Source organism: Clostridium sp. MF28 (assembly GCF_002969175.1).
Lineage (GTDB): Bacteria > Bacillota > Clostridia > Clostridiales > Clostridiaceae > Clostridium > Clostridium beijerinckii.
On the sequence record NZ_CP014331.1, the window covers coordinates 4459560 to 4483846 of the forward strand.

27 protein-coding genes and 1 pseudogene are annotated in these 24287 nt (G+C 30.1%); 22 read left to right on the forward strand and 6 right to left on the reverse strand.

The annotated features are described in order from the left end of the window. Positions 1-8: 8 nt before the first annotated feature. The 16 genes from AXY43_RS19570 (at position 9) to AXY43_RS19645 (ending at position 12560) form a co-directional block, all read left to right on the forward strand. Positions 9-440 (forward strand): phage tail tube protein, encoded by a 432-nt coding sequence (locus tag AXY43_RS19570; RefSeq protein WP_011968258.1) that lies wholly within the window; start codon positions 9-11, stop codon positions 438-440. Between the two features lie 61 nt (positions 441-501). Then, entirely contained in the window at positions 502-912 is a 411-nt protein-coding gene (locus AXY43_RS19575; RefSeq protein ID WP_011968259.1) for a hypothetical protein, read from the forward strand. A gap of 188 nt (positions 913-1100) precedes the next feature. After that, positions 1101-3212, forward strand: coding sequence for a phage tail tape measure protein (locus tag AXY43_RS19580; RefSeq protein ID WP_105412010.1), 2112 nt, complete (start codon positions 1101-1103; stop codon positions 3210-3212). A 15-nt stretch (positions 3213-3227) separates the two neighbouring features. Then, the gene (locus AXY43_RS19585; protein WP_105412011.1) at positions 3228-3995 is read left to right on the forward strand and encodes a cell wall-binding protein; all 768 of its coding nucleotides are present in this window, start codon (positions 3228-3230) and stop codon (positions 3993-3995) included. 8 nt (positions 3996-4003) lie between these two features. Continuing rightward, the gene (locus tag AXY43_RS19590; RefSeq protein ID WP_105412012.1) at positions 4004-4915 is read left to right on the forward strand and encodes an XkdQ/YqbQ family protein; all 912 of its coding nucleotides are present in this window, start codon (positions 4004-4006) and stop codon (positions 4913-4915) included. Positions 4916-4923: 8 nt separating this feature from the next. After that, positions 4924-5244 carry a DUF2577 family protein gene (locus AXY43_RS19595; RefSeq protein ID WP_087702208.1) on the forward strand — a complete coding sequence of 107 codons (321 nt, stop codon included), beginning with the start codon at positions 4924-4926 and terminating at the stop codon, positions 5242-5244. A gap of 16 nt (positions 5245-5260) precedes the next feature. Beyond that, positions 5261-5707 carry a DUF2634 domain-containing protein gene (locus AXY43_RS19600; RefSeq protein ID WP_105412013.1) on the forward strand — a complete coding sequence of 149 codons (447 nt, stop codon included), beginning with the start codon at positions 5261-5263 and terminating at the stop codon, positions 5705-5707. Between the two features lie 2 nt (positions 5708-5709). Then, the gene (locus AXY43_RS19605; RefSeq protein ID WP_105412014.1) at positions 5710-6777 is read left to right on the forward strand and encodes a baseplate J/gp47 family protein; all 1068 of its coding nucleotides are present in this window, start codon (positions 5710-5712) and stop codon (positions 6775-6777) included. A 1-nt stretch (position 6778) separates the two neighbouring features. Then, complete coding sequence (locus AXY43_RS19610; protein WP_105412015.1) at positions 6779-8602, forward strand: pyocin knob domain-containing protein; 1824 nt, start codon at positions 6779-6781, stop codon at positions 8600-8602. Between the two features lies 1 nt (position 8603). Continuing rightward, on the forward strand, positions 8604-9209 hold the full coding sequence (locus AXY43_RS19615; protein ID WP_105412016.1) for a YmfQ family protein: 606 nt from the start codon (positions 8604-8606) through the stop codon (positions 9207-9209). Positions 9210-9222: 13 nt separating this feature from the next. Then, positions 9223-10368, forward strand: coding sequence for a hypothetical protein (locus AXY43_RS19620; RefSeq protein ID WP_105412017.1), 1146 nt, complete (start codon positions 9223-9225; stop codon positions 10366-10368). Between the two features lie 27 nt (positions 10369-10395). Next, a complete protein-coding gene (locus AXY43_RS19625; RefSeq protein ID WP_105412018.1) occupies positions 10396-10668 on the forward strand; it encodes a hypothetical protein in 273 nt (90 codons plus the stop codon). Positions 10669-10702: 34 nt separating this feature from the next. Then, on the forward strand, positions 10703-10876 hold the full coding sequence (locus tag AXY43_RS19630; protein ID WP_242986065.1) for a hypothetical protein: 174 nt from the start codon (positions 10703-10705) through the stop codon (positions 10874-10876). 177 nt (positions 10877-11053) lie between these two features. Then, positions 11054-11290, forward strand: coding sequence for a hemolysin XhlA family protein (locus AXY43_RS19635; protein WP_011968272.1), 237 nt, complete (start codon positions 11054-11056; stop codon positions 11288-11290). A gap of 15 nt (positions 11291-11305) precedes the next feature. Beyond that, positions 11306-11701, forward strand: a complete 396-nt coding sequence (locus tag AXY43_RS19640; RefSeq protein ID WP_105412020.1) for a hypothetical protein — start codon at positions 11306-11308, stop codon at positions 11699-11701. Positions 11702-11771: 70 nt separating this feature from the next. Beyond that, positions 11772-12560, forward strand: a complete 789-nt coding sequence (locus AXY43_RS19645; protein ID WP_011968274.1) for a GH25 family lysozyme — start codon at positions 11772-11774, stop codon at positions 12558-12560. Positions 12561-13025: 465 nt separating this feature from the next. Here AXY43_RS19645 and AXY43_RS19650 read toward each other — a convergent pair whose 3' ends face one another. Further along, entirely contained in the window at positions 13026-13448 is a 423-nt protein-coding gene (locus AXY43_RS19650; protein WP_181246045.1) for a helix-turn-helix domain-containing protein, read from the reverse strand. Between the two features lie 36 nt (positions 13449-13484). On the opposite strand from AXY43_RS19650, the pseudogene AXY43_RS19655 reads away from it, so the two are divergent. From AXY43_RS19655 to AXY43_RS19680, 6 genes and pseudogenes are all read left to right on the forward strand, one after another. Next, a pseudogene (locus AXY43_RS19655) lies at positions 13485-13952 on the forward strand (ABC transporter substrate-binding protein); the annotation flags it as partial. A gap of 34 nt (positions 13953-13986) precedes the next feature. After that, the gene (locus tag AXY43_RS19660) at positions 13987-14754 is read left to right on the forward strand and encodes an ABC transporter ATP-binding protein (RefSeq protein ID WP_023975288.1); all 768 of its coding nucleotides are present in this window, start codon (positions 13987-13989) and stop codon (positions 14752-14754) included. A gap of 31 nt (positions 14755-14785) precedes the next feature. Further along, positions 14786-15577: an ABC transporter permease gene (locus tag AXY43_RS19665; RefSeq protein ID WP_031275933.1), complete on the forward strand. Its 792-nt coding sequence runs from the start codon at positions 14786-14788 to the stop codon at positions 15575-15577. A 303-nt stretch (positions 15578-15880) separates the two neighbouring features. Continuing rightward, on the forward strand, positions 15881-16237 hold the full coding sequence (locus AXY43_RS19670; RefSeq protein WP_023975286.1) for a CidA/LrgA family protein: 357 nt from the start codon (positions 15881-15883) through the stop codon (positions 16235-16237). 39 nt (positions 16238-16276) lie between these two features. After that, complete coding sequence (locus AXY43_RS19675) at positions 16277-16990, forward strand: LrgB family protein (protein WP_023975285.1); 714 nt, start codon at positions 16277-16279, stop codon at positions 16988-16990. Positions 16991-17325: 335 nt separating this feature from the next. Continuing rightward, positions 17326-18462, forward strand: a complete 1137-nt coding sequence (locus tag AXY43_RS19680; RefSeq protein ID WP_039773908.1) for a hypothetical protein — start codon at positions 17326-17328, stop codon at positions 18460-18462. 177 nt (positions 18463-18639) lie between these two features. Here the strand turns inward: AXY43_RS19680 and AXY43_RS19685 are convergent, their stop codons facing one another. The 5 genes from AXY43_RS19685 to AXY43_RS19705 form a co-directional block, all read right to left on the reverse strand. After that, positions 18640-19689 (reverse strand): galactose ABC transporter substrate-binding protein, encoded by a 1050-nt coding sequence (locus AXY43_RS19685; protein WP_023975283.1) that lies wholly within the window; start codon positions 19687-19689, stop codon positions 18640-18642. 260 nt (positions 19690-19949) lie between these two features. Continuing rightward, complete coding sequence (locus AXY43_RS19690; protein WP_017209861.1) at positions 19950-20534, reverse strand: flavin reductase family protein; 585 nt, start codon at positions 20532-20534, stop codon at positions 19950-19952. 105 nt (positions 20535-20639) lie between these two features. Then, complete coding sequence (locus AXY43_RS19695; RefSeq protein ID WP_023975281.1) at positions 20640-21962, reverse strand: D-alanyl-D-alanine carboxypeptidase family protein; 1323 nt, start codon at positions 21960-21962, stop codon at positions 20640-20642. 165 nt (positions 21963-22127) lie between these two features. Beyond that, positions 22128-22850, reverse strand: coding sequence for a type 1 glutamine amidotransferase (locus AXY43_RS19700; RefSeq protein ID WP_011968285.1), 723 nt, complete (start codon positions 22848-22850; stop codon positions 22128-22130). An 18-nt stretch (positions 22851-22868) separates the two neighbouring features. Beyond that, entirely contained in the window at positions 22869-24227 is a 1359-nt protein-coding gene (locus AXY43_RS19705) for a Mur ligase family protein (RefSeq protein ID WP_039773906.1), read from the reverse strand. Positions 24228-24287 lie beyond the last annotated feature (60 nt).

A 24287-nucleotide genomic window follows, 5' to 3' on the forward strand; every position in this document is an offset into this window, starting at 1 on the left:
AATAAATTATGGGAAATCAAGCGTTAGCAAATAAAGTTTTAACAGGTAGCAGCGGTAATCTTTGGTTCAATGGACAACTTTTAGCCAATTTAAGCAAGATTGAAGCTAAAGTAAAAGGCAATTTTGAAACGGTTGAGTTTTGCGGAGATAATGCAACATATAGTAGATATAATGGGTGGTCAGGAGAAGGTACGCTTACAGTAAAAAAAATTGATAGTACAATATGGAAGATTTGTGCTGATGCATATAAAAGTGGAGTCATGCCAGATATAAAATTAATATCAAGCTTAACTGATAAAGCAACAGGAAAAAGTGAAAAAGCAAGTATAGAGGGAGTGGTAATAACTGAATTCTTACTTGCTGGATTTGAATCTAAAAAAATAATTGAAGAGGAGTTTCCGTTTAACTTTGGAGACTTCGATCCTATTGAAACTATTTAATATTAAGATGCTTTTAATTAAGCATCTTTTCAATTTTAAAATAAAATTTTGGAGGAATATTATGAACAAAATGTCATTAGAGGATTTTATTAAAAAGGGATTAGAGAAAAGTGAAGGAATAAGGAAAGAAGCTGATATAGAGATAGAGGGATATGGACCTATAACCTTTATAAGACCTACAGAAGATAATATTTTAGAGTATTTAGATGCACAGGCAAATGCAATTAAAATGAATAAAAATGAAGAGATAATAGGTACAGATTATAAATTATTGGCCAATGCGTCTAAAGAATTTATTTATTTTTCTTGCCCATTTTTACAAAATCCAGAACTGCATAAAGCCTGGGGAATAAAAGATCCTTTAGATGCACCGGTTAAGGCTTTTGGAGTTGAAAATTTAGCTGGAATAGCTAAAAAGATAAAGGAAGCTTTTGGCGATGGCAAAAAGACTAAAGAAAAATTAAAAAACTAATAAGAGGGAATGGCAAAGGAGAAATAGGACCATTATTTTGGCTAGGTTATTTCTTTGAATGTGGTCATTCCCTCGAATATTTATGGAGTTTACCTAAGTCTCAAAAAGAGCTTTTAATGGAATACGTTATTTATAAAAATGAATTAATGAATACTAAACCACAGAAAAATTAATATGGGGGTGATAATTTGTCATCAAAAGTAATTAATACCATATTAAATTTGAAAGATAATTTTAGTGATACTATTCAAAATGTTGCTAAAAATACTCAGGGATTTAAGTCTGGTATGAAGGATACAGAAGACCAGGCTGTTAAAATGAAAAAAACAGTTAGTGAAGCTTTTAATACTGTTAAAGAATCTATGCTCAGGGGAATTGGATTTGGTGCTGGGATGGATATATGGGAGTTTATGAAAGAAGGTATAGTTGAAACTGTTACTTTCGGAAATGAACTTCAAAAATCTCTAAATGGAGTTATGACATCTAGCGGACTAGCTGAAACTGGCATGGATAGAATGAAGAATGTCATGCTAGATATATACAATGATAATTTTGGAGAGAATTTCGAAGAGATAGGTGAAGCGTTAAAAGCAGTAGGAGAGCAGACAGGATATACTGGTGATGATTTAAAAGGACTAACTGAAAATGCAATAGCATTAAAAGACACTTTTGGATATGAGGTAAAAGAATCTGTTAGATCAGCATCAACTTTAATGAAACAATTTGGAATAGATGGTGATGAAGCTTTTAATTTAATTGCACAAGGAAAACAAGGGGGATTAGATTTTGGTGGAGAAATGTTAGACTCTATCAATGAATACAGTGTGCAATTCAAAAAACTTGGATTAAATGCTGAAGATATGTTTAATATTCTTTCGGCCGGATCAGCAGAAGGTGCATTCAATTTAGATAAAGTCGGTGATGCAATTAAAGAATTCTCTATTAGAGCAATAGATGGAAGCAAAACAACAGCAGACGGATTCTCTCAGCTTGGATTTAATGCTGATGATTTAGCAGCTAAATTTGCTCAAGGTGGTGATAGCGCAAAAGATACTTTTGAGGATGTTATTACAGCTTTATCAAATATGAAAGATCCTTTAAAACAAAGCCAAATAGGTGTTGAATTATTTGGTACTCAATTTGAAGATTTAGGTATAAACGTAATTGAAAGTTTAGGAAATGTTGATGGAGAGATAAGCAACACATATGATGCATTAGCACAAATAAATAAAATAAAATATAACGATGTAGGTAGTGCGTTTGAGGGAATTAAACGTAATATTCAAACAAGCGTATTAATTCCAATTTCGGATGCTGCATTACCTCGTTTAAATGATTTTGCAAATTGGTTTAGAAATAATATTCCTGAAATAAAAGAAGATGTAAGTGGAGTAACTGATACTTTTTTAAGTGTTGGAGGTTCAATTATAGATAGAGTTATGCCTTCACTTGGTGATTTAATAGGCTCTACATCTAATTTGGCAAGAACCATTTATAATAGTGTTGTACCATCATTTTCGGCTGTAACACCTGATAGTTGGGATTCTGTAAGTGATGCAATTAAAGATATAATTGACGGAGCTACAGGAGTAGTTAATTTCGTAAATGATAATTGGCCAACAATTGAACCTATTGTATATAGCATAATTGGAGCAATTGCTGCATGGCAGTTAGCTATTGTTGGAGTTAATACTTGGATTGGAATTACAACATTTGCAACTAGTGCATGGGGAACAATAGAACTTATGATTTGGGGAATAAAAAATGCTACTACAGCGTGGGAAGGAGCACAGTGGCTGTTAAATGTCGCTATGGATGCAAATCCAATTGGAGTTGTAGCACTTGCAATAGCTGGTTTAGGATTTGCTATCTATGAAGTTGTAAAGCATTTTCAAGAAATATGTGATTGGGCAAAAAAGGCTTGGGAATGGCTTAAAAAGTGGAATGATACACCAGCTGAAGATAAAAATGTTACAGTTACATCATACGGTCAAACGATTGATAAATCAGACAATTTAAATAAAAGTGTTTTATCATTTGGACAAAATGCAACTGGAACGCATTATTGGCCTGGTGGCCCTACTAGAATGAATGAGTTTGGTAATGGTGAAATGGCAATACTTCCAAGTGGATCAAAAGTTATTCCAGCAGGTCAAACAGACAAGATATTGAATAATAGTGGTGCTTCAATAATTGTGCAATTGACAGTTCAAGGAAATATGATTGGTAATGAAGAGTTTGCAGATCAAGTAGGACAACATATTTTTAATAAATTATACTATCAAATGGTTAATTCTTAGAAAGGAAAGTAGGCTATGAGTAATTATAATATCTATATAAGTGATTACAACAGAACAAAAGTGTTGCAATTCCCAACAATACCAAGCAAACTGCCTGCGTTTTCTAGTGAGAGTAAAAATGAAGAGTTTGAAACGTATTGGGATATTCCATATAACTTCATAGAGAAAAAGGGATTGCTTCAAGGATCATGGAGTGATTGGCTCCCAAGAGATTCAAGCAAGTATTATTTTTCTAAAAGTAAAGTTAATGCAAAGGAAATAATCGACTTAATTGAAAATGCTAAAACAAATACTGAGCCTATTCGCTTAGTTATAAATACTCCAGATGGTTACCATGTGAATGATACTTTTAGTATTGAAAAATTTGAACCTCAAATAATGAAAAATGGAGATTATGAATATACTTTAGGACTTAAACAATGGAGAGATTACAATACTACTATTGCTAAAGTTTATGAGGTTGGTTGGCAACAAGATTCAACTGGATGGTATTACTACACGGATACATCAGGAAATTATTATAAAGACTCTTGGCAGTTAATAGATAATGAGTGGTATAGCTTCAATGCTGCAGGTTATGCTAGGCAATCTAGTTGGTTGCAAGACGGAGCATATTGGTATTATCTAAAAGATAATTGTATGATGGCTAGGAATGAGTGGATTAAATACAATGATAAATGGTATTACTTTGGTTCAGATGGCGCGATGTATTTTAGTGGAACGGCTACAATAGATGATGTTCAATATACATTTGGTGATGATGGTGCTTGGATTGAAAGTTAGGTGGTGTTATGTATAGACTTGTTGCTAATAATCAAGACATAATAAAAGATAGCAATACTATTTCGTGGGGTGGAGACACTGATAATTTAGGTATTCAATTAACTTTTGATAGCATAAAAGAAATTCCAACAGGGACAGTCATACAACTGTTTAATGATTCATTAGAAATATTTAGAGGAATTGCATTCAAGCCAATTCAAAGGAGATGGACATGGAGCTATACATGCCAGGATTATAGTTTTTATTTAAAAAATAATAAGATGTCAGTTAAGCAGTTTTATAATATAAGAGCAGATGAAGCAATAAAATCATTAGCTGGAGAAGCTTATTTAACTTGTGTTATAGCAGATATTCCAACTCAAATAAGTAAAACATATGTCAATACTACTATGGCACAAATAATTGATGATATTTTAGATCAAGCACAAAGTGACCAAGGAACAACATATTTTAAAGAAATTGAAGGTAATGTTTTATATGTTAGAAAACTTTCAGAAATGAAAATAACTCCTAGATTAATTTTAACTAAAGATATAGATATAGAAATGTCTATGGAGAATATGAAAAATGAAATAACTGTTACTAGCGGAAATGATGATAATGCAAAAGTAGAAGCAACCGCAGAAGATACAAGTAAACAAGGATTTTATGGTATTTTAAGTGATAATTTAACTGTAGATGATAAGAATGTTGCTCAGGCTCAAAATATTGCAAATAACACACTAGCTAATAGTAATAAAATAGAGTATTCATGTTCTTTAAATGACATGTTTGTTGTTGAAAATGGTGATTTAGTAAAACCAAATAGAATGATTTATTTAACTGCTGGTAAGAGATTAAATGGATATTATAAAATTAAAAGTTCAAGTCACAAATTAGAAAATGGGATTCACAAAGTTAGTGTTACAGTTGTTTGGTAGGTGATAAAATGGATAGATATGATACAGGCTTAATGAAATTGTTAAGGGAAAGAGACAATAGAGATGCTGATGAGGCGAGGATTGGAAAGATAATTGCTTTAGATCCTATTAAAGTTTCTTTATTTGGCGGTGCTGCTATATTTACAGAAGATGATATTAATGCGCAGCTATATATATGTGAAAGCTTAAAGGGGATAGCAGGAAAAATCACTATAGAGGATCAGGTGCAAAAAAGTTTTTCTATTAATAGAGATTTAGGTGTAAATGATAAAGTTTTATGTATTCCTATTTCTAATGGTCAAGCTTATGTGGCAGTGGATAGAGTTTAAAGGCAGGTGATATTATTTGTTTCCAAATCAAGAGGCAGTTAGTACAATAACTCAATTAAACAATGCAAATATAATGAATAGTGGTGGTAAATCTCCTAGTTTCAATTTTGAGCTAGGAGATTTTAATGTTAAAGATGGAAAAGTCGAAACAGTAAGCAAATATGAAGCTTTAAAGCAATGGATACAAAAAACTATAAGAACTGATAAGAATAAATACAAAATATATAATACAAATGATTCTGAAAAATATGGTGTTGATTCATTATTAGATTTAATAATGAGTGAATATCCTTTGCCTTATAAGCAAGCACAGATTCAAACAATAATTACAGAAGCATTACTAAGAAATTCTGATATAAAATCTGTAAATAATTTTGTATTTAAAAAAGATAAAACGTTACTTAATTGTAATTTTGATGTTATAAGTGTTTATGGTACGAGCACGGAAAGTGTGGTGACGTAAAAATGAGTGATAGCAGAGCTGTTATACAAGCTAGATTACTTAGCAATATAAGTGATGAATATAACAAAAGCGAAGGCGAGTTCATGTATGATGCTGAGAAACCAGTTGCTATTGAATTAGAAAATGCATATACAGAAATTGAAGGCGTATTAGATAAGAGATTTGCAGAAACAGCGACTGGAAAGGATCTTGATAAAGTAGTAAAAGATGTTGGATTAACACGTAAATTAACAACTCAATCTATTGGGAAAGTTACAATTACTGGAGTAGTCGGTTCACCTATAAATAAAGGTGAACTCGTAGCTAGTGATAGTGTTAGCTTTGAATTTACAGAAACATTGGTTGTACCTGAAAGTGGGATTATAGATGTTTCAGTAAAATGTGTAAAGTACGGTGAAGTAGGTAATATACCAGTTGGAGCTATTAAATATTTCCCAAAGACACTTTCAGGACTACAAAAAGTAATTAATAAAGAAGCTATTTCTAATGGATATAATGAGGAGACAGATGAAGAGTTAAGAAAAAGATATTATGCTAAAATTCAGACTCCTGCAACGTCTGGAAATAAATATCATTATAGAAATTGGGCATTAGAGGTAACAGGCGTTGGAGATGCAAGAGTTGTACCACTTTGGGCAGGAAACGGAACTGTAAAAGTCGTTATTATAAATGCTAATAAGACTGGAGCTGATAAAACATTAGTGGATAGTGTTAAAAAGTATATCGATCCAGTTGATGGAATGGGTGAAGGACAAGCACCGATTGGGGCAACTGTAACAGTTGTTTCAGCGACTGAAAAAGCAATAAATATAACTGCAAATGTGAGTATAACTAATGGATTTAATCTTGGAATAATACAAACAACTTTTAAGACATTGATACTAGAACATTTACAAAGTATTTCATTCAATGCTTCATATATAAGTATAGCAAAGATAGGAAAAATATTATTAAGCACTGAAGGAGTTATGGATTATTCTGATTTAAAAATTAATGGTGCAACATCAAATATTAATTTAGCTGATGAAGAAATTGCAGTAATGGGAAATTTAAATTTGGGGGTGATGTAATTTGAATGTAACTCAATTTCATGAGAAGCTCAATAAACTTGAAAATAATATATATGTAATTGAGGAAGTTGTTAAAGTATTAAATGGCGTTTATGAATCAGAGCTACAACATGATAATGTAAATCTAAAGACCTTGAATGTTTATACAGGAAGTAAACTTACAGGAAATAAGATTGAAGCATATTTTACATCAACTCCATCATTAACTCCATGGAAAACAATAATTAAAATTTATTCTAATGTAAGCCCAGTTTATATAAGTTACGAAACATTAGGAGATCAAGTTGAAGCAGAAGATGTTAATAAACTTCAGGATGCAGTCGTTGAGACTCAAGAAAATCTTAATAGTGAAATTAATAGAGCTACTGGGGCTGAAAAAGTTCTAACTGATAATTTAAATACAGAAATATCAAGAGCAAAGAGTTCAGAAAATACGTTAACAATTAACCTGAATTCTGAGATTACTAGAGCAAAAAGCGCAGAGTCTATTTTAACAACAAATCTAGATTTTGAGATAAATAGAGCTAAAACTAAAGAAAGTTCTATAGATGCAGAATTATCTAATAGATATACAAAGGATAAAGTTTATACAAAGGATGAAGTATTACAAAAGATATCAGAATTAATAAATAACGCGCCTAATGTTTTAGATACATTTAAAGAAATTGCAGATGCACTTGGAAATGATCCTAATTTTGCTACGACTATGACTACAATGTTAGCTGGCAAAGTTGATAAAGTTTCAGGAAAGGGACTTAGCACCAATGATTATGCAGATACAGAAAAAGCAAATTTAGCAGATACAAATAATAAGAAGCATGAGCATGGAAATAAATCTGTAATAGATGGAATAACAGCCACATTAATTGGATATTGGAATGCTGCTTACACTCATATTAGTGATAGTGTTAAACATATTACAAGTGATGAGAGAACCTTATGGAATACCGTGAGTAATAAGGTAGATAAAATAACGGGAAAAAGTTTATCTACAAATGATTTTGATAATAACTATAAAAGTAAAATTGATGGGATTAGCAGTAATGCTAACAAAGTTGAAGTAAGTACAACTAATGGAAATATAAAGATAGATGGTGCTGAAAAAATAGTTTACACACATCCAGGTGGAACTAATCCACATGGCACAACTAAAACTGATGTTGGATTGGGTAATGTAACTAATGACCCTCAAGTAAAAAGAAGTGAAATGGGAGCTGCTAGTGGAGTGGCCACGCTTGATAGTTCTGGCGTAAATAGTCAAGCTCCAAAACTTCATACTCATGATGATAGATATTATACAGAATCAGAAGCAAATTCAAAATTTGCAACTAAGGACGAAATATCTAATGCTGGATATGGTGATATGCTTAAAAGCATATATGATACTAATAGCGATGGGATTATAGATAATGCAGATAAATTAGATGGAAAACATGCTAGTGATTTTGCACCTAGTGGATATGGATTAGGAGGAAAAGGTCAAAGACTAAATACAAGTACTGATTTGAATAATATAGTAGCTAATGGATGGTATGATGTACAAAATCCTGTAAATGGACCTTATTCGAGTGGGTGGTTTAATTTTATGGTTATATGTAGCGGTGATCAAAGCTATTTAACACAATTAGGTTTTGGAATGACAGTAAATGTAGGTCATGTTTATATACGAACTAAAAGTGGAGGTTCGTGGTCAACATGGATAGAACTATACTCTAACTCAGTGAAGCCAACTCCATTTGATATTGGAGCAAGTCCAAGCACACATAATCATGACTCGGTCTATCTAAAAAAAGGACTGTCATGGAATGATTTAGAGGGGGTATAGCATGAATTATGGTACAACCCAATATGGAATTAATGAAGAAGATAACATAGATGAAATAAAACTAATATCTCCTGATCTTATGCGATATATGCCTGATTATTATATTACATCTAAAGTTATGAAGGAATTAGAACATTCTAATTCGCTGGAGATTGGAAGATTAAATTATAAAATTAAGGATATAAAGAATCAACTTTGGATAGATACTGCAACATGGGGGCTTACCTATTGGGAAAATGAATATGGAATTGAAACCAATCTGAATCAAAGTTATGAACAAAGAAGAGAAGTTTTAAAAGCTAAAAAACGTGGACAGGGAACAGCAACGAAAGTAATGTTAAAAAATGCAGCTGAAGCCTTTAGTGGTGGAGAAGTAAATATACTAGAAGATAATGCTAATTATTCTTTTACGGTGCAGTTCATAGGAGTTAAAGGAATTCCGCGTAATATGCAAGCTTTCATCAATATGTTAGAGGATATTAAACCAGCTCATTTAGGATATGTATTTAAATATACTTATACATCTTGGGATTATTTAGATAACAAAAGTCTATCTTATAACAATGCTGAAAGCATTAAGTGGGATCAAATAGAAGTATACGATTAAGGAGGATGATTAAATGCAATTATCAACTAATTATGGGTTAAAATTGCCTGAAGGAACTGATAATGTAAAAAGGCAAGATTTTATAGATAACTTTTCAAAAATTGATTCTGTAATGAAAGAACATGATACGCACTTGTCAGATATGGTGTATCAAACAGCAGGTGGATCAGCCACAGTCATAACACTTGCAATTAAAGGAACGTTAGTAACTGGATATCCAATAACTTTCATAGCAAGTGCAAACAATGGCGGCGCTGCAACAACTATAAATGGTAAAAAATTATATAAACCAGGAACAACAACATCACCAAATTTAATAGCAGGAAAGGCGTATACAGTTTGGTATAACTCAACTGGTGACTGTTTTTTTATCAAAGCTAGTGCGGAAGGAACTGCACTAGCGAAAGATGTGCGTAGGAATACGACCTTTAGTAATGATAATGATACTGGTATAACTGGAGGTCTTGATTTATCTTTGTTAGTTCCGGGAAATATAAGAGCTGGTATTACTATAGATGGCGTTACAGGTAAATCTTCCGTTGTAGATACAGCAGATGCATTATTAGATCCTCAATATTTGCTAAAAGGATATAGTGGATATGATGATGGAGTTAAAAAGTTTGGAACTCTTGAAAATATGACAAGTGCAATTAATATGGGAGGAGCAGATTCGGGTGACTTTTACAACAGTTCTGGAATTTGTGGTGGTGTTGCCACTAATGAATATGTAGGTGCATTTGATCTTTATATTCCAAAGGGGTACTATTCAGGTACCGGTACAAACAGACTACATATTCCGAATTTAATGCCGTGGAATATAGTTAATGGTGTAAATATTGGTTGGAATGGTAAGAGTATTGTTGGAACAGCATCAACTTATCAACATGTATCTGGTGCATTGGATTACACAATACCGAGATATTCAGGAACTAGTTCAAATCACACTTCTTATAGCTATAATATATCTTTAAATTTCGTACCAGATTTAATACTTTGGTTACAAGCTTCACCAAAAGGGGCTTATGTAATTTTCCCAGGATTTAGTTCAAGCCCAGACAATTTTTGGTTTTATATAAGCAATCAGGTAATATACTGGTACAATGATTCGGCCAGTAGTTTTAAATTATCAGGTAGTTGGCATGCATGGAAATTTAGTTAGCATTAAGTAAAGGGAAGGTGAAAAGCAATGAAAACATTAGCAATATACAATAAAAACACAGGAGAAATATTATTTACACAATCAGGTGGAACCGAATTAGAAGATAACATATTAACAAATTTATCTTGTGAAGTTCCAGATGGAAAAATAACAAAGTCAGTAAATATTGAAACAAAAGAAGCAATATTTGAAGACATACCTAAAACAGAATTAGAGCTTTTAAAGGAAAAAGTAAATGACTTATCGCAAGCAAATGCAGAGTTAACAAGTATAGTAGCAATGGGAAAAAGCAATGCTTAGTATAATAAATTTGATTTTAAGGAGAGTGTTTAGAATGCAATTTAATAAAAATAGTGGATGTGTAAAAGTATGGGTAACATTGATAGTAGGCGGTACTTATGAATATAAGGATGTTCCTAAACTTTTAAATTTACAAGAGCAAGTAAAATTAGTTCTTGTAGATATGGGAGCTATGGAAGATATAACTACAGAAAGTACTGCATCATAGGAAAATAGAATGTATCATTAAATTTAATAAAAAGTATAGAAAGTGTATAAAAATTTAATAATTATAAGTAGTATAATAGTAATTATAAAGAAATAAAAGTATAAGTGATTAATTGCACCAATATGGTGTTTTTTTATTGCTCACTTTTATAAAGATTTCAAATAAGGTAGGTGTAATATGAATGAAGAATTAGTGAAAGACAAAATTGAAACTCACGAAAGAAGGCTTAATAATCACGGTGATAGGATTGATAAACTTGAACAGGATGGGAGAGAATTAAAGACAGAACTTAAGAACTTATGTGAAAATCTTAAAAACTTAACTAGCATGATGAAGTGGTTTATAACTGCAATGGGAGGAGCTTTAATTAGCTTCTTTTTTTATGCAGTTCAAACAGGAATATTTAATAAATAATTGGAGGTATGTAAAATGATAAAACAAATTTTAGGACTAGTAATAAGTATATTAAAAAATAAAACATACATGACAGCAGCTAGAGAGGTATGGAGCATTGTAGATGAGAACTTTAGGATTACAGAAAAAATTGAAGATACATTTAAAAGTAAAACTGAAGAATTCGATAAATTATTGCTTGCTAAATTTCCAGAACTAACTAAGGAAGATGTTATATATTTTAGGCAAGCAGTTGCGGGAAGCGTTAATGTGGGTAAGGAAGCAGTATTAGATAATTCCGTAATTATGAATGAATTGCAAGAATCAAATACTAAATTACAAGCAGAAAACGCAAGTCTAAAAGATCAATTAAGCAAATTTCAATCGCTTGCAGCAGCAACAGTAAACGTAGATGTGCAGCAAACAGTATAAGCAGAGTTTTTGGAGTGGCCTTTAGGGTTACTCTTATTTTTATATTTAAAATGAGAAAGGATGATACTAAATGTTTAAAGGCATAGATATAAGCAATCATAACGGAAATATAAATTTTAACCAGGTAAAAACAGCAGGAGTAGAAGTTGTTTACATTAAAGCTACAGAGGGGACAACATTTAAAGATAGTTATTTAGATACTAATTATTCAAATGCACATTACGCAGGATTAAAAACAGGGTTCTATCATTTCTTAGTTGGAACTAGTGAGCCAGAAAGTCAGGCTAATAATTTTTATAATGCCATAAAAGATAAAACCAGTGATCTCATTCCAATGCTAGATGTGGAAACTAATTTTGATGGACTAATGGATTATATTTTAAGATTTATTGCTAAATTTAAAGAGCTATCTAATATGCAAATAGGTATTTATACTTATACTAGTTTTATGGATAACTTAGATAATAGAATTGCAGATTATCCATTATGGGAAGCAAACTATAATAATGATCCATGGAGATTAAATTCTAATTTCTTCACTAATAGAGTAGGACACCAATATAGTGAAACAGGATCTGTAAGCGGAATAAATACAGAATGTGATATGAATGAGTTTAATGATGGAATATTAAATAAAACTACTGGATATGTTGTTACAAACTATTTACCTAATGGCTATCAAGGAGATAATAGTTTTAATGGTGTTGATGCTGATTATGTGCTCCAATATTTTAAAGGAGTTAGATGTTATTTTAGGGGAAACGAAAAAGGGGTATGGATTGAAACTCAAAATCTATCTATGAGTAAATGCCTAGAGCTAAAAGAAACTTTGGGAAGCTGGTTTTATGATATAAAGTAATATGGTATAATGATTATTACTAAATTGCATATACTCTGTTTAGTAAAGGTAGACTAGGTAGAATACTTAGTCTACCTTTTTTGCTTTAATATAATAATTCTTATAAATCAGATGAAAATAGTCTTGTATAATTTGTGGAATTATGATATTATAATGTTACACACAAAGCTAACAGCGATAGTGGATAGCGTTAGACTCCCAAGATAATTACAAGATTCTTTTTTAAGCATTAAGTCTTGTAGGGTAGTAAAGAGAAATCTTTATTACCCTTATTTTTTTGCAAAAAAAAGAGATAGCAAAAAAATATTAGGAGAGTAATGTCCAAAGCTATCTCTTTATTTATTAAAAAATAGGAAATCGTATCTTAATTCTTAACACTATTAAGATAAAATATACATAAAATTATAAAAATATATTCCAATAAAATAATTGATTAACACGATTTTAAGAGAATAAATTTTAATTTTAAGTATTCAAATAACTTTTAATCTTTTCAAATATACTTCTAGAAGGCACATTATTTTGATAACAATATCTATATAAAGTTCTTTTAGATATATTCAAAGATTTACACAACTTATCCTTATTAATGTGTATATTTTTATTAAGTACGGTGGATAAATATTGATGAAAGTTATCAATAGATTCTAAATACGGATCGTAAAAATATTTACTATTAATATTAAAATAGCTAGATAGTTTTATTGATTGATCTTTTGTGGGGAATAACTCTCCACGCTCATATTTGGATATACTCGATTTGCTAATACCCATAATTAGTGACAATTCTTTTTGGGTTAAATTATTTAACTTTCTTAATCTAATCAAATTTTCAGCAATCGTATTTGCTGGCAGATCTTTAAACTCATCTTTTAAATCAATTCTCAAAATATAGTTTTCTAAAATCGCTTTTTCATGTACCGAGCATTTAAGGGCGGTACAGGTGATTATGTGGCTCTCTTTGAACCTACAGCTTCTGCAATTCAGAAAGAGGGAACTGGATATATTCTTGCATCTGTTGGTGAAGAATCAGGATTAATTCCTTATACTTGTTATTTTGCAACAAAATCCTATATGGATAAAAATCCACAAGTAATACAAGGTTTTACAAATGCTATCTATAAAGGTCAGCAGTGGTTTTTTAGTCATAGTACAGAGGAAGTTGCGGATAGCATAATTGATTATTTCCCAGGTACAGATAAAGATACAATTATGACAGTTATAGATAACTATAAAAAGATTGATGCCATAGCTCATACACCAGAAATTAAAGAAGAAAATTTAAATAGACTTATGGATATAATTACTGATTATGATTCAAGCTTAATGCCGCAAAGACCTGAATTTAGCAAGATCGTAGATAATTCTTTTGCTGAAAAAGCAGCTAAATAAAGGTCACATAAAGATGAAAAGGTGGTGATTTTATTTGAGCTTGTTAGAAATATCAAATATATCAATGAATTATCATTCTATTAAAGGTGAAACACAGGCTTTAAATAATGTTAATTTTCAAGTAGATGATGGTAAATTTATTTCTATTTTAGGACCGTCAGGATGTGGAAAATCTACATTATTAAATATAATGAGTGGACTGTTAGAACCATCTAATGGGAGCGTATTATACAAAGGTGAAGATGTAAAAAAGAATTTGGATAAGATAGGATATATGTTTCAAAAGGATCATTTATTTGAATGGAATACGGTTTGGGAAAATGTAATCTTAGGATTAAAGATAAAAAAGCAGCTAAATAATGAATCAAAGGAAAGAGTAAGTGGATTGCTAGATGCTTATGGGCTAACGAGATTTAAGAACCATCATCCTAGTGAACTTTCAGGTGGCATGAGGCAAAGAGTTGCACTCATAAGGACTTTAGCACTAAATCCAGAGATACTCTTTTTAGATGAACCATTTTCAGCACTAGATTACCAATCGAGACTTTTAGTATGTGACGATGTTTATAAGATAATAAAAACAGAAAAAAAGACAGCAATAATGGTGACACATGATATAGCAGAAGCGATTTCTTTGTCTGAAAAAGTAATAGTATTATCTAAGAGACCATCTAGTGTGAAGGCAGAAATTCCTATACATTTTAGCGATGAAGAATTAACTCCTTTCCAAAAGAGAAGAGCTCCAGAGTTTAGTGACTATTTTAACATGTTATGGAAGGAGTTGAATGATGGAAATGGCTAAGAAAAGTGTAAATGCTAGTGAAGTAAATAAGATGTCTAAGGAACATGAAATATATTTGAATAAGGTAAAGAAAATAAAAAGAAAAATTTTAATTACTAGAATTCTTATATTGGTTATTTTCATAGCCTTATGGCAAATAGCTGCAAATCTTAAGTGGATAGATCCGTTTCTTACTTCTAGCCCAACTAGAGTAATTGAATCATTTGTATCTTTATATGAAGGTGGAGGTTTAATTAAGCATATCGCAGTCACATGCTATGAAACAATCTTAGGATTTTCTTTAGGAACAATACTAGGTTCACTAATTGCAGTAATCTTATGGTGGAGTCCTTTTGTATCAAAAATACTAGATCCATATTTAGTAGTTTTAAATGCACTTCCTAAAGTTGCCTTGGCTCCAATAATAATATTTTGGATTGGAAATGGTATTCCAGCAATAATAGTGATTGCTCTTTTAATATCAGTAATAACAACAATTATAAGTGTGTTAACTGGATTTAATGAAATAGATAAAGAGAAAATTATGCTTATGAATACTTTTAGAGCGACAAAAATACAGATATTAAGATATTTAATATTTCCATACTCTGTTCCTATCCTCATATCAGCTCTAAAGATAAATGTTGGTTTATCTTGGGTTGGAGTAATAATGGGAGAATTTTTAGTAGCGAAGAATGGTCTTGGATTTTTGATAGTATATGGAGGACAAGTGGCTCAGTTAGATATGGTAATGATGAGCATTGTAATACTATCAGCAATTGCATTTATCATGTATGAGGTGGTTGCAATAGTAGAAAATAAACTAGTAAAGGATAGAAGTTAAAAGTATACTATTAAACTCTACAAATACTCTCTTAAAACGACTTATTTATATAATAAATAAGTCGTTTTAATTTTTATAATGAATAAAATTAAACATATTTTTAGAAACTTATATTTAAAGTGCAATTAATATATAATACTGAAAATATAAGGATATTTAACAAAAAGGTAACCTTTACTTAAAGTGTAAAGGAATTTTACTTATCCATGTAATGATGGTAAATTAAATTGTAAAGGTCATATTAAGAATAGAGAGAAGTTGGTTTTTTAACAAATATGCTTAAATAATTGGAGTGTGATAAAATTGAAGTTATTTAGAGAAGCACTAATTATATTTGGAATTTATCTATTAGGAGAATTTATATCATCAATGCTTCATCTACCGATACCAGGAAATATATTAGGAATGATAATATTATTTATATTATTATACACAAAGGTAATTAAAGTGGAGAGCATTTCAAATATAACAAATTTTTTACTAGACCATCTGGCGTTTTTCTTTATTCCAGCAGGAGTTGGTTTAATGACGTCGCTTGGAATAATAAAAGCGACATGGTGGCAATTATTATTAGTATGTATATTGACGACTATAATAATAATTGGGGTGACTGGTATTGTCGTTCAGGCTATTTCAAGAAAGCCAAGGAAAAATAGTTAGTTTACGTACAGATAAAGTGATAAGAAAAGAGGAGAATATATGCAAATATTAACGAACAATGTTTTATTTGGACTAGTACTTTCACTTGCGGCTTTTGAAGTTGGTATATTCATTAACAGAAATACAAGAATACCAATTTTAAATCCACTATTAATTGCAATAGGAATTATAATATGTTTTTTGTTTGCATTTCATATTGATTTTGATACATATAATAAAGGTGGTCAATTTATAAATATGTTTCTTGGACCATCAACTGTTGTACTTGCAGTACCTTTATATAAACAGCTGGATCTTTTGAAAAAGAATGCTAAGGCTATTTTAACAGGTATATTTGTTGGTAGCGCTATAGGGATAATTTCTATAATAGGAATATCTTATTTAGTTGGACTTAATTCAAGTGTAATAAAATCATTAGTTCCAAAATCAGTAACAACTCCTATAGGAATATCAATAAGCAGTCAATTAGGAGGAGTTGTTCCAATAACAGTCCTTGCAATTATAATCACAGGTATAGTTGGGGCTGTATTTGGACCGACTATATGTAAAATTTTTAAGATAAAAGATAAGGTTGCAGTTGGTGTATCTATAGGAACGGCATCTCATGCAGTTGGTACTAGTAAGGCTTTAGAGCTTGGGGAAGTAGAAGGGGCAATGAGTAGTCTATCAATTGGCATTGCAGGAATAATGACAGTGATGATTGCTCCGTTAGTATATAATTTAGCATTGTACATATATCACATAATAAAGTAAAAGCTTAAAAAGACTATTAAAAGTTAGCAGTAAAAATAACGGGTTATTCTAAAGAAATTATTTAGAAATAATCCGTTATTTTCTTATAAGTGGCAATATATGAAGTGGAATAGGTAGATTATAAGGTAAATATAAGTATTAGAATTTACAAAAAATATATTTATACATGTATATTATAAATAATGGGACTATAAAAGAGGTTTAGTAATATTTACTTGTTGATTATAGGAAGAAAAGCAAATTATAATTATTTAAGATAGAGTAATTATGAATAATTTAAAAAATGATAGTTTATGATATTAAAAAATTAATGCTGGTGTAGGAGAAGATTAAATATGGCTCACGATGATGAAGTTCTTATAACTTATGGACTAGGGTATGCTTTTGAAAGAAGTAAATTGCTTATTATATCTGAAGTTGAGGAAAAAGTTGTATCTAAAAAAGAAGTAAATATTATGGAAGAAATAAATATAGTTAACAAATTTAAAGAAAAGTTAGATAGTAAATGTGCTTTGAAATTTCCTAAAAGCTACTTAACTAATGTGGAAGAAGCTTTAGAAGAAAAAGTATCAAAGACTATACCTATAATTACATCGATAAAAGCCAAAGATGTGGACAAGCAGAATCATCTTATGGATGAGTATGTAAAAAAGGATCTAAGCCAGATGAGGCTGAGAAAAGAAGGGTATATTCAAAAAGATTCAACTTTGATTAAAGAATATTTAGATAGTTGTAGTGAAAATACATACGCTAAGAATATTAAAGAAAAATCCTTGAAGTATAACAAAATGATTCTTAAGATAATTTTAACAAGTAGTTTTGGAGATGAATTTGGAGATTTTTTGAGTAAGCGAGGACAAGCTACTATTTTAGAAGAAATAGATAAAAATGTAGGGGAGCAGTTAGAGAATTTACTTAAGAAGGACTATTTAATAAAAAAGAAGTACAGTGAATTAGATTTCTTGAATATGTTATTGTTTCTTGAGGAATGGCAAAGGAAATATTTTAAATGGGATGGAAAGTATACGGATTTAATGTTTTCAATCAACAAGGATGGAAGAAAATACAAGGGGAGAAAAGACGAAATAAAAGATTCTGTTATTTCTTTCATTAAAGAGAAGAGGTATTTGTATCTTCCATTTGGGAAATATAATGATGATAATATTTTTATAAACTTAAGTGATGAAAGATATTGTAATATGAATGAAAATGATGAGAAGAGATCACAATATGTTATTTTAGAAAAAAAAGAAACCAATTTATATGAAATAGTATCCAATGAGTATAAAAAAATAGATTTAGAAGAAAATTCAGAACTAGGATATTTGCTTTGTTATGATAATGATACAGTTTATATTTCTTTTGTGGTATATGACAAGAAGCATGAAAAAGTAATTTGTAAATATAATAATAAATTTACTGCTTTTAAATCTAAAATGATTGAAGAATTAGAAAAACATTTTATATTATAAGTAAGTTCATAAAATTACATTAATTATTTACTTGGCGGACATAGGGATGAGCTGGGTTATTTTAATTTGTAAATTTCGGTTCTTAGCTAAATATAATAAGGCTGCTTTAAATTAATTGGGTATATATATCTTAATTACTTTAAAACAGCCTTATTAATTAATAGAATGTGTATAGTGTTATTTTTGAGGAGTATATTCTTGATAGGGCATTTGAATTGTAACTCCTGTTTCATCAAATTTATAATTTGTATTTTCAAGAGGATTTTTATTACCAACTAAGTTCATTCCTATGGAATAAAGGGCTTCAGCTGTTTGATTAGGATCCTGAAAAACAGTGCCTGTCATAACACCTTTATTAATTAGGTCTTTAGCTGCTGGTATTCCATCAATTCCGAAAACAGGTATATATTTTGATTTATCTTCTTTATTGTATCCGTATTTCTGTAATGCTTCAATTGCACCTATAGCCATGGCATCATTATTTGAAATTATTGCCTCGATTTTATCTCCATATCTCAAAAATAGTAATTCAGTAGAATCTTTGGCGCATATTTCATCCCAATAACAGAATTTAGATAAAATTTCTTGTGTTTTAATTCCAGCATCATTAATAGTTGATATAGAGTATGTGCTTCTTGCATTTGTTACAGTACTATTATTTGGACCTTTTAACATAAAATATTGTAATACGTTATCACCATTTCTATCCATAGTTTTTTTATCAGAATTCCATTCTTTAACAATTAGATTTCCTTGCAAAATCCCAGATTGATCAGCATTTGTTGATACAACAAGAGCTCTATTATAAGATTTGATTGGTTCAGTATCAAAAGGTACTGTATTAAATAGAATCACAGGAATATTTCTTTGTTTTGCTTTTCTAATAACTGATTCTACAGTATTTCTATCTAAGCTTACTAAATTTATTAATAAAAGATCGTAATCACTTTGGAGCGCTGAATCTAATAAAGCATTTTGTATACCTTGATTTCTTCTGCCATCCAAAAAAGTAAAGCTAACAGAATCTTTGCTTTTATTTTGAATTTCCTCAAGGCTATTTCTTACTAAAGATATATAAGGATCATCTAAAGCAAATAACAGTGTGGCTACCTTTACTGGCTTCTCTGGAAGAACTTGTGCATTTGCATATAAAGCAGTTTTAAGATTATAAGTAGGTATAATAGCTAATATAATTATGAACGATAGTATCTTTTTTAATATTTTCATTTCAATCCTCCATATGACAATTTCAAATTGTAAGATTTACTATTAGATTGTCTTTTAATATTAAATTTATTCTACATTGAAAATATATTATATAAACAAGAAAGCAGTTACATAGCGAAAGACATTGTAACTGCTTTAAATTTAAATATATATATTGCAAAATAATTATTCATCATAATTATAAAAATATCGCAAAAATTTTAGCTGAAATTGTGCATTGTGAATTGCAACATATAAATATAAAAATAAATTGAGGATTATTATTTTTTATGTACTTTTTTTTTCTTTTTTACTGAATATCCAAATGTGCCCAATGGTTTAGCGTTTAGGCCATAATATTCACCATGGCTATAACAAATCAAGTTGGCTTTGTTAAAGCATATCTTACCATTTGAATCAATTAAGTCTTCGTCGACCTTTACGTTTGTTACTTCAAACAGGAATAGATCATGTGTACCTAGAGGCGTAATTGATTTTAACTTACATTCTAAAGCTATCGGCGATTTTTGCAATGAAGGTGTGGATATACTTTCACCTTTATTAAGTTGCAAACCAAAATGTTTAATTTTATCTTCTTTCTTTCCAGAGCGAACTCCACAATAATCAACGATCTTAACCATTTCTCTAGTCGGCAAATTAATAACGCATTCACCACTTTCTTTTATGTAATCATAAGATAATCTCTCAGGTCGTATTCCCATAGCTATTATAGGTTCTTTAGTGCAAACAGTACTTACCCAGCCAACCGTAAAAACATTAACTTTATCATCTTTGTTTTTTGATGTGACAAGTACTACAGGCGTGGGATTAAGCATAACACTGCCTTTAAAATTCAATTTATTCATGTTAATTACTCCTTAAATAAAAGCATCTTCAAATACCTAGGAAGAATACAACCTATTTTTGAAGATGCTTAAGATATATTATAGAAATTAAGTAAAGTTATTTAATTATCTTCTTCTTCTGTTAGAACGGCTATAGTAATTTTTATTCTTGCGTCTTGAATTAGATGCAGCATTTTTAATAAGAGCAATAAGAGTTACGATAATAGCCAAACCTACTAAAGTAGAAATGTAGATAATTAAATTATCTTTAATTATTGAACCTAGTGAAATATCAACTGAACCTGTAACTTCTTCAGAATGATTTCTTGTACTATAAGTAAGTTTAGTATTTTTATTGAATAGTAAACTCCATGCAGTAGAATCTGTTCCTTTATAAGTAATCTGAGATTCAGAATCGTTTATAGCATTTTTATAATAGTTCACATCTTGAGTCAATTTAATTGGAACAGAGATAGTTTTTGTAGGCCCAAATAATATAAATGGTTTATATTTTACATCAGCGGTTCCAACACTTTCACCATTTGATTTATAAACTTCTTTTTTAGCACCATAGCTATAATCCATAATAGCATCCATATCATTAAATTTTGTCATATCTGCATTATCAATTTGTCTACTTTTAAGAACAATACCAATTAACTGACGCCCATCTCTATCATAAACAGTCGCTAAACAACCGCCAGCTTCATTAGTTGTACCAGTTTTACCAGCAAGGTTACCATTTTTACCAAGTGTTAAGTTTCTATTTTCTAAAATTATTCTAGAATTTTTTAAATTTATAGGAGCTTTTTCAAGTTCCATTGTTTCTCTTTCCCAAGGATTTGCAAAAGCTGCCTTCATGATCATTGAAAGGTCATATGCTGTAGTGTAATGATTTGGATCATGAAGTCCATTAGGAGTAACAAAGTTACTATTATTAGCTCCAAGTTCTTTTGCTTTTTTATTCATTAATTCAGCAAATGATTTAACATCTCCGGAAATATTGTCTGCTATTACATATGCAGTATCATTACCAGAAAAAAGTAGTAAGCCCTTCATTATATCATCGGCAGTTACTTTGTCACCAGGCTGCATAGTATTATGCATATAATTTAAATTTAAAGAGTATTCAGGTTGTTCCTTTGCAGATTTAGTATATTCAAGCTGATCTGCTTTGTCTTTGCTTTCAGCTAATAATAAGCCAGTTAAAAGTTTTGTTGTACTAGCAGGATATCTCTTGCTGTCAGCATCCTTGCAATAAATTATCTCTCCTGTTTCTAAATCCATAGTTAAAGCAGCTTCAGCTTTAATGTTTGGTAAGTTCTCTGATGAAGTTTCAGTATTAGGTTTTGCAGAATTGCTTGCTGCATAACTTGCCATACTTAATGGACTAAATAAAGAAAGAGAAAGGGTTAATGCAAATGCTTTTAAAATTAAATTTTTTTTCAAGTCAAATCTCTCCACTTCTTTTAAACATATATAAAATAATAATCTTTTTTAACATGCCTTAAGTATAATAAAACATTTTAAGTATAACATTTATGTAATGCTATAACAATAAATGTTATGTAAAAAGTTACAAACAATATATGAGAATTTACAATTTTGTAATATTTACTTTAGTCTTTGTATTATAGAATTTTTTGCTTTTAATTCGAAATTATCATTCAAGTTTTCTAATTTTACATCTTCTCCGTATTTGTTCTTCAAAGCTAATGTTAGAAGCCTATCTGCAAATTCTGGATTTTTTGAAAGAAAAGAGCCATGAAAATACGAACCAAATGTATTTTTATAGATACATCCTTCATATCCATCTTCACCATTATTGCCATATCCGTGAATGCATTTTCCAAGGGGAGTATGGTCATTTATATATGTTCTACCAGAATGATTTTCAAATCCAACATAAGTTTCATTAAATTCTTCGTTAAATATTTCTGTATTTCCAATAAATCTAGTATCCCCGCCTTCGGTATATAGATTTAAAATACCAAGTCCATCTATTTTTTCTCCATTTGGAGCAGTGTAGTATTTACCTAATAATTGATATCCGCCGCATATAGCTAGCATAACTTTGCCATCTTCAATATAACTTGTTAAAGCATCTTTCTTTATCTCATTTAAATCATTAGAGACTATAGACTGTTCATAGTCTTGGCCACCACCGAAGAAGATGATGTCCACATTGTCTTTATCTATGTTTTCACCTATTGAAGTATTTATTATATCTACATCAATTCCTCTAAGGGCTGCTCTATGTTTTAAAATGAGTACATTACCTACGTCACCATATACATTTAGTAAATCCGGATATAAATGACAAATAGTTAATTCCATAATAGTATTCTCCTTATCTTACCAAAGTTTTTTTATATAACCTTTTGAATGAAGATATTTTCTATAATTAATCATTGCAGTATAAGTTGCTAATATATATATTTTTTTAGATGCAGATTCCTTAATTTTATCTGTAAGCTCTTCATAATCTTCTTTTAAAATAAATTTATCTACATTTAATCCAGCAACCTTTAATCTTACTGCCATATCATACATTCTAATTCCTGATACAAAAATATCTTCTATTTTTAAACTAGATATTTTTTCGAAGTCTACATCCCAAATCCAAGAGACATCACGTCCGTCAGCGTAATTATCATTTAACATGAAAACTGCTGAAAATTCACTCGTATTAAGAGCAAGGGTGTCTAAAGCTTGGTTATATCCAGCTGGATTTTTTACTAATATAATTTGTACATCTTTATTATCAATAGATATTTGCTCTTGTCTGCCAAAGCTTGAACTTTGATTTTGAAGAGAAGCTTTAATTACTGAGTCTTCTATTCCAAGTTCTTTTGAAATGGCAAATGCACATAAGGCGTTGTAAATATTATAAGCACCTGATTGGCTTATGAAAACTTCAGTGTCATTAATTAATACAGAAGAGTTTTCAGGTGTTAAATCAAAAATTTTATTTACAGCATAAGCAAGTTCAGAACGCTTGTAACCACATTCAGGACAGTAAAAATCGCCTAAGTGATTATAAGTAACTAGATTATATGAATAAGGTGCCTTACAGAACTTACAGAACTTTGCATCAGCATTTATTTCCAATGTAGTATCTTCTTTAATAGGTGTATTAAAACCATAATATACTACTGGATTTTTTATATCTAACTTTCCGAGTAAAGATTCATCACCATTCAAAACTAGTTTTGACTCAGGAACTTTAGTCACACCTTCTAAAATTTTAACTAGAGTTGTATAAACCTCTCCATATCTATCTAGCTGATCCCTAAATAAATTAGTTACAGTTATTATTTCAGGGGTTATATGTTCTGTAATGAATTTTACATTAGCCTCATCAACTTCTATTACCGCATAAGGATTTTCTTTTTTCTTAAAAAAAGAATAGTTGGAAACAAAACAAGCTACGATACCTGGGTATAAATTGGCTCCAGTGCTATTTGTTATAACGTGTAATTTATTTTCCTTTAGGATATTATAAATCATGCTTGTAGTTGTTGTTTTTCCGTTAGTTCCAGTAACTAGAATCACCTTGTATCCATTACTAACATGTTTTAAGATTGATTTATCAATTTTTAAAGCTATCTTACCAGGAAAATTACTTCCACCTTTTACAATGTGTTTTGCAGAAAACGCAGTAATTTTTGATAGTAATATGCTTAAAATAGATTTAATATTAATTTCACTCACCGCCCAATTCTAGTTATATATAAGAATGATTAACACAATAAAGTAATATTAATCATTTTT

Excerpts from the sequence above, each read along its gene's own strand:
- AXY43_RS19570 (WP_011968258.1), top strand. The coding sequence starts at position 9 with ATGGGAAATCAAGCGTTAGCAAATAAAGTTTTAACAGGTAGCAGCGGT.
- AXY43_RS19575 (WP_011968259.1), top strand. The coding sequence starts at position 502 with ATGAACAAAATGTCATTAGAGGATTTTATTAAAAAGGGATTAGAGAAA.
- AXY43_RS19585 (WP_105412011.1), top strand. The coding sequence starts at position 3,228 with ATGAGTAATTATAATATCTATATAAGTGATTACAACAGAACAAAAGTG.
- AXY43_RS19590 (WP_105412012.1), top strand. The coding sequence starts at position 4,004 with ATGTATAGACTTGTTGCTAATAATCAAGACATAATAAAAGATAGCAAT.
- AXY43_RS19595 (WP_087702208.1), top strand. The coding sequence starts at position 4,924 with ATGGATAGATATGATACAGGCTTAATGAAATTGTTAAGGGAAAGAGAC.
- AXY43_RS19605 (WP_105412014.1), top strand. The coding sequence starts at position 5,710 with ATGAGTGATAGCAGAGCTGTTATACAAGCTAGATTACTTAGCAATATA.
- AXY43_RS19615 (WP_105412016.1), top strand. The coding sequence starts at position 8,604 with ATGAATTATGGTACAACCCAATATGGAATTAATGAAGAAGATAACATA.
- AXY43_RS19620 (WP_105412017.1), top strand. The coding sequence starts at position 9,223 with ATGCAATTATCAACTAATTATGGGTTAAAATTGCCTGAAGGAACTGAT.
- AXY43_RS19625 (WP_105412018.1), top strand. The coding sequence starts at position 10,396 with ATGAAAACATTAGCAATATACAATAAAAACACAGGAGAAATATTATTT.
- AXY43_RS19630 (WP_242986065.1), top strand. The coding sequence starts at position 10,703 with ATGCAATTTAATAAAAATAGTGGATGTGTAAAAGTATGGGTAACATTG.
- AXY43_RS19635 (WP_011968272.1), top strand. The coding sequence starts at position 11,054 with ATGAATGAAGAATTAGTGAAAGACAAAATTGAAACTCACGAAAGAAGG.
- AXY43_RS19640 (WP_105412020.1), top strand. The coding sequence starts at position 11,306 with ATGATAAAACAAATTTTAGGACTAGTAATAAGTATATTAAAAAATAAA.
- AXY43_RS19645 (WP_011968274.1), top strand. The coding sequence starts at position 11,772 with ATGTTTAAAGGCATAGATATAAGCAATCATAACGGAAATATAAATTTT.
- AXY43_RS19665 (WP_031275933.1), top strand. The coding sequence starts at position 14,786 with ATGTCTAAGGAACATGAAATATATTTGAATAAGGTAAAGAAAATAAAA.
- AXY43_RS19675 (WP_023975285.1), top strand. The coding sequence starts at position 16,277 with ATGCAAATATTAACGAACAATGTTTTATTTGGACTAGTACTTTCACTT.
- AXY43_RS19680 (WP_039773908.1), top strand. The coding sequence starts at position 17,326 with ATGGCTCACGATGATGAAGTTCTTATAACTTATGGACTAGGGTATGCT.
- AXY43_RS19685 (WP_023975283.1), bottom strand. The coding sequence starts at position 19,689 with ATGAAAATATTAAAAAAGATACTATCGTTCATAATTATATTAGCTATT.
- AXY43_RS19690 (WP_017209861.1), bottom strand. The coding sequence starts at position 20,534 with ATGAATAAATTGAATTTTAAAGGCAGTGTTATGCTTAATCCCACGCCT.
- AXY43_RS19700 (WP_011968285.1), bottom strand. The coding sequence starts at position 22,850 with ATGGAATTAACTATTTGTCATTTATATCCGGATTTACTAAATGTATAT.